This window comes from Chryseobacterium sp. VD8 (assembly GCF_037149975.1).
Classification (GTDB): Bacteria; Bacteroidota; Bacteroidia; order Flavobacteriales; family Weeksellaceae; genus Chryseobacterium; species Chryseobacterium indicum.
Genome location: NZ_JBBCQL010000289.1, coordinates 1 through 4933 on the forward strand (window position 1 = coordinate 1; position 4933 = coordinate 4933).

Here is a 4933-nt window from a genome sequence, read left to right on the forward strand (position 1 = left end):
TGTGTTATTTAAACAATGAAAGATTGTTTTTAGTAAAACCTTTAACGCTACATTGTCATCCTGAAAGAGTTTCAACGATACATTAAAAACTTTGTTTAGATGCTTTCAGCATGACATACTGTAAATAAATCATCCAATTGTTCTAAAAGTTATTTTATTTTTTAGTTTCTCGCAGATTGTGCAGATTACGCAGATTTTTTTCAATTTAAAATTGTTTGTGCTTTCTCAAATGTTTTTACAGCTTTTTTGTCATCCTGAAAGGATCTAAACAATGATTTAAAATAACAGAGATCAATAAATAAACATTCAAAAACGAGCTCTTCGACAAGCTCAGAGTGACACCGCGAATGCTAACTGTGTTATTTAAACAATGAAAGATTTTTTTTAGTAAAACCTTTAACGCTACATTGTCATCCTGAAAGAATTTCAACGATACATTAAAAACTTTGTTTAGATGCTTTCAGCATAACATACTGTAAACAAATCATCCTCCAATTGTTCTAAAAGTTATTTTATTTTTTAGTTTCTCGCTGATTGAGCAGATGATGCGGATTTTTTCTACTTAATCATCTGCTCAATTTGCACAATCTGCGGGAGATAATCATCATTCATACAGCTTGTCATCCTGAAAGGATCTAACTAAATTATAGCGATTATTCAGCGATGAACAAATCCTTAGGAAAAAGAGACTCTTCGACAAGCTCAGAGTGACACCGTGAATACTCATGCTCAACACAAAATTTAAACCAATAAAAAATTGTTTCGCTATTTTCTTTGGTAACATCATTAACACAATTATGTCATTCTGATTGAAATTTTCCGAAGCATAATGGAAAGAAGAATCTTTCTGAAATGATCTCCCGCAGATTGTGCAGATTACGCAGATTTTTTTTCCAATTTAAAATTGTTTGTATTTTCTAAAATGTCTTTACATCATTTTGTCATCTTGTAAGGATCTAAACAATGATTTAAAATAACAGAGATCAATAAATAAAACATTCAGAAACGAGCTCTTCGACAAGCTCAGAGTGACAAAGCGAATGCTAACTGTGTTATTTAAACAATGAAAGATTGTTTTTAGTAAAACCTTTAACGCTACATTGTCATCCTGAAAGGATCTCAACGATCTATTAAAAACTTTGTTTAAAATGCTCTCAGCATGACAAAAAATCAATCTATATATGTACAGAATAATAACTGTTATCTGTTTTGTACAGGCATTATAAGAATTTTTATATTTTTGATGAAACTCTTTGAAAGAGAGCATGGCAACAAAAAATAAAACAGCACAGGAGAATAAAAAAAGCTGCCGGAAAGTTTACAGAAAAAACATAAAATTCAGGATTGCATTATCGGAAACTTCCGAAAGTCTGATCCTCTTCGGGTTCTCTCCGTCGGAATTTCCGACAACCCGAAACTGTTTTGGTTTGCGCCGCCGGAGATCTCCGAAAGCTTACTTTGATAGTGGTTTGCCCTGCCGGAATTTCCGACGATAAGAACCTCTTACAGTTTGCCGTCGGAAATTTCTGAAGATAGAGAAAAAAAATATCCGCAGACTCAGTACGATACTGATCCTCTGTGGCAGATATAATAATAAAATATAACGCACATGAAAAAACTAATTTCGATGGATGCCACAAAACTACATCATGCCGAATTCGGGCAGCTTATCATCCGTTTCTATGAAGATTTTGCAGCTTCTGCCCTGAATGCAGAAACAGACCCGGATTTTAAAAGAATGTACGATGCTATACAGGCACAGATTCCCACGTATAACAGCGCACTCGATCAGATACGTGCCAGTGAAGAATCTAAAAAGATCGCTGAACTGGACGATATTCGTGATGCCGACATGCAGGCGCTGAGAGATGCCATAAAACCGTACAGAAACGCCAAAACAGAAACCGAAAAGAATGCCTATGCTTTCGTAAAAATCCTTCTGGATCAGTATAAAAATGTACAGGACGATTCTTACGAAGAAGAAACCATCCGCCTGAATACAATGCTGGAAAAGCTGCTTTCTTCAGAATACAGCGCAGCGGTTTCAGCTTTGGGGCTGGTAAAATTCATCAATCATCTGGCAGAATCCAATACAGATTTTAATGATCTTTTTTCGCACCGTTCTTTTAAGACTTCCCAGAAACAGACATATGATGTCAAGATGCTGAGACAGACGCTGACCACAGATTACAAACAGATGTGCAATTACATCGCAACGTTAGCCGACGTGAAGCAGGATATTTTTTATCAGAATGTTCTGGCGATCATTAATAACGGAAGGAATTACTTTGCCAATATTGTTCTGGCAAGAAGACAGGGAAAAAAGAATAATGATCCTAAAACAGATTAATGCTAAAACCGCTCTTTCAAAGGGCGGTTTTTTAGTGAGGAACATTTTAAAAACAGAAACTTTTCGAGGAGCTCAGAGTGACACCGCGAATGCTATATGCAACATTTAAAAACAATGAAAAATTGCTTCGTTATTTTCTTTGGTAACATCATTAATACAATTATGTCATTCTGATTGAAATTTTGCGAAGCATGATTTAAAGAAGAATCTTTTTGAATGATCTCCCGCAGATTGTGCAGATTGCGCAGATTTTTTCAATTTAAAATTGTTTGTACTTTCTCAAATGTATTCCCATCATTTTGTCATCCTGAAAGGATCTCAACGATACATTGAAAACTTTGTTTAGATGCTTTCAGCATGACATACCGTAAATAAATCATCCTCCAAATGTTCTAAAAGTTATTTTATTTTTTGGTTTCTCGCTGATTGCGGAGATCTTGCGGATTTTTTCTACTTAATCATCTGCTAAATTTGCAAAATCTGCGGGAGATAATAATCATTCATGCAACTTGTCATCCTGAAAGGATCTAACCAAATTATAACGATTGATTTAAAGAACAGTTTAGCGATGAACAAAACCTTCAGAAAAAGAGATTCTTCGAAAGGCTCAGAGTGACACCGCGAATATTTATTACGATATTTAAACAATGAATAATTGTTAAACATTTTCATCCATTGAAGCAGTTTAAAATAAATTTTATTCGGTGTCTCAACTCTCAAAAAATTATCCTACTTTTAGCCCCTAAAATAATAAACATGAAGAAACTCATTTTTGCATTCTGCATGATCCTTTTATGCAGCAGCCAGATCGTAATGGCACAATCTAAAGCCAAAACAAAAGTACAGACTACGAATAGTTCAAAAGAATCCATCTTAAAAGCAATGTATAAAGACATTTCTGAAAGCATGGTAAAAGAAGGAACCCCTAAAGAAAAAGCTGAAAAATTTGCAGACTGTCTTACCAAAGATCTTGGTGCAAAATTAACTACTGACGAGCTTAAAATGCTTGACAAGCTGAATACGATGAAAGACAAAAAAGAAAAGGAAGAACTTGCGAAAAAAGCAGAAAAAATGGGGATCAGAAAGAAAATGGAAACCGTGGGTGTTAACTGTGGATCGATCCTGAAATAGTGACAATTCCCAGCAATCCGTAATATTCTTATTTACAAAAAAAACAGACGGTACAAATGAATGTACCGTCTGTTTTTATATCTCTTTAAGCTGATTTTCTACACAAACTCATTCGTGTCGGCTTTATATTTTTTGTTGAACAATCCTGCCTGTTCCAGCTTTTTCAGATGGGCTTTGAGTCCGTTGATTCTTGTCGGATAGTGGGTATTTCCTATTGTACACAAATTCTGGTATGCTTTTTCGTGACTGTCGGTATCCAGCGCATAACTGATCCTGTCATACGTTCCTCTTCCCTGATGCAGAATATCGCAGATCATAAAGCATACTTTTGCAGGATAACCGTTCAGATTAAGCCTTTTGCAGTACTTTTTCATGTTTTCTTTGTACAGACTGATCGACTGTTCTACCTGTACTCTTCTGTGATTCGGGTCGTTGGTCGCCCAATGAATAAATCTTGCCGAACAGATAAGTTCCTGCTGTTCCACTTCATTGGTGGTAGGATTCAGATATTCCATCAGCTTTTGGGAGCTGCTGTCGTTCTCGAGTTGTGAGGTCGCTCCTGTATCATTTTTATAATAGATTCTGTCATCGATCAGGCGAAGTCTCGGGAAATAGTCTGAAGCATTTTCCAAAGCCAGCAACTTTCTGAAAAATCTTACAAAATCTCCGTTCGGAACGTGTGCCGCAAACTGCATGAAACCGAATGTAAAGTACGCTCTGTCATAGGTATTGAGACAGATAAAAGAGCCCTGACTTTCCACTTTCGCGGTAGCCTCGATAAAGTATGCCCAAAAACCAAATTCGTTCACATAATCGGCGGCATTGTACACCAGATTATTAGAAACCGAAACATTGTAAAGTCCGAATCTCTGTTCATATTTCGTCTTGTAAGCCACGAAAAATTCCGGATCTGTAAGACCGGTTACTTTTGCATAATACGCGGTTTTTCCTGTGGAAGTAACTGCGGAACGGATTTTAAAATCGTAAGCCATAGTTAAAAGTTTTAAATTTAGTGTACTGCTAAGGTAAGATTTCCCTTTTATTTATGGAATAGCTATTTCGGGTAGTTTTATGTTTTGTAAAATTCAGGAGTATTGCAGTAGGTATTCGCGTTGTCACTCTGAGTCTGCCGAAAAGTCTCTGTCATGATTTAATTTTCAGATTCTTCCTTCGTCAGAATGACAAGGTAACGTTAAACTGCTGTTAATACATTTGAGAACGTATAAACAATTTTAAATTGAAAAAAATCTGCCTAATCTGCACAATCTGCGGGAGATGATTCAAAAAGATTCTTCTTTCCATAATGCTTCGCAAAATTTCAATCAGAATGACAAGCGACCGTTAAAGATTTTGGCAGATAAAAAGAATTGTAAACAATTATTAATTGTTTTGTCTTTCGTTTAGTATTCGCGGTGTCACTCTGAGCCTGTCGAAGAGTCTTTTATAAAAAAT

The 4933-nt window shown here is 35.8% G+C and carries 4 protein-coding genes; 3 read left to right on the forward strand and 1 reads right to left on the reverse strand.

Going from position 1 to position 4933, the window contains the following annotated elements; genetic code table 11:
- Positions 1–1265 precede the first annotated feature (1265 nt).
- From WFK35_RS20590 to WFK35_RS20600, 3 genes are all read left to right on the forward strand, one after another.
- Positions 1266–1496, forward strand: a complete 231-nt coding sequence (locus tag WFK35_RS20590) for a hypothetical protein (RefSeq protein WP_123956623.1) — start codon at positions 1266–1268, stop codon at positions 1494–1496.
- 113 nt (positions 1497–1609) lie between these two features.
- Positions 1610–2350 carry a DUF6261 family protein gene (locus WFK35_RS20595; RefSeq protein ID WP_185204394.1) on the forward strand — a complete coding sequence of 247 codons (741 nt, stop codon included), beginning with the start codon at positions 1610–1612 and terminating at the stop codon, positions 2348–2350.
- A 756-nt stretch (positions 2351–3106) separates the two neighbouring features.
- Positions 3107–3481: a hypothetical protein gene (locus tag WFK35_RS20600; RefSeq protein ID WP_123892026.1), complete on the forward strand. Its 375-nt coding sequence runs from the start codon at positions 3107–3109 to the stop codon at positions 3479–3481.
- 98 nt (positions 3482–3579) lie between these two features.
- Here the strand turns inward: WFK35_RS20600 and WFK35_RS20605 are convergent, their stop codons facing one another.
- A complete protein-coding gene (locus WFK35_RS20605; protein WP_336734345.1) occupies positions 3580–4473 on the reverse strand; it encodes a hypothetical protein in 894 nt (297 codons plus the stop codon).
- Between the last annotated feature and the right edge of the window lie 460 nt (positions 4474–4933).

Excerpts from the sequence above, each read along its gene's own strand:
- WFK35_RS20590 (WP_123956623.1), top strand. The coding sequence starts at position 1,266 with ATGGCAACAAAAAATAAAACAGCACAGGAGAATAAAAAAAGCTGCCGG.
- WFK35_RS20595 (WP_185204394.1), top strand. The coding sequence starts at position 1,610 with ATGAAAAAACTAATTTCGATGGATGCCACAAAACTACATCATGCCGAA.
- WFK35_RS20600 (WP_123892026.1), top strand. The coding sequence starts at position 3,107 with ATGAAGAAACTCATTTTTGCATTCTGCATGATCCTTTTATGCAGCAGC.
- WFK35_RS20605 (WP_336734345.1), bottom strand. The coding sequence starts at position 4,473 with ATGGCTTACGATTTTAAAATCCGTTCCGCAGTTACTTCCACAGGAAAA.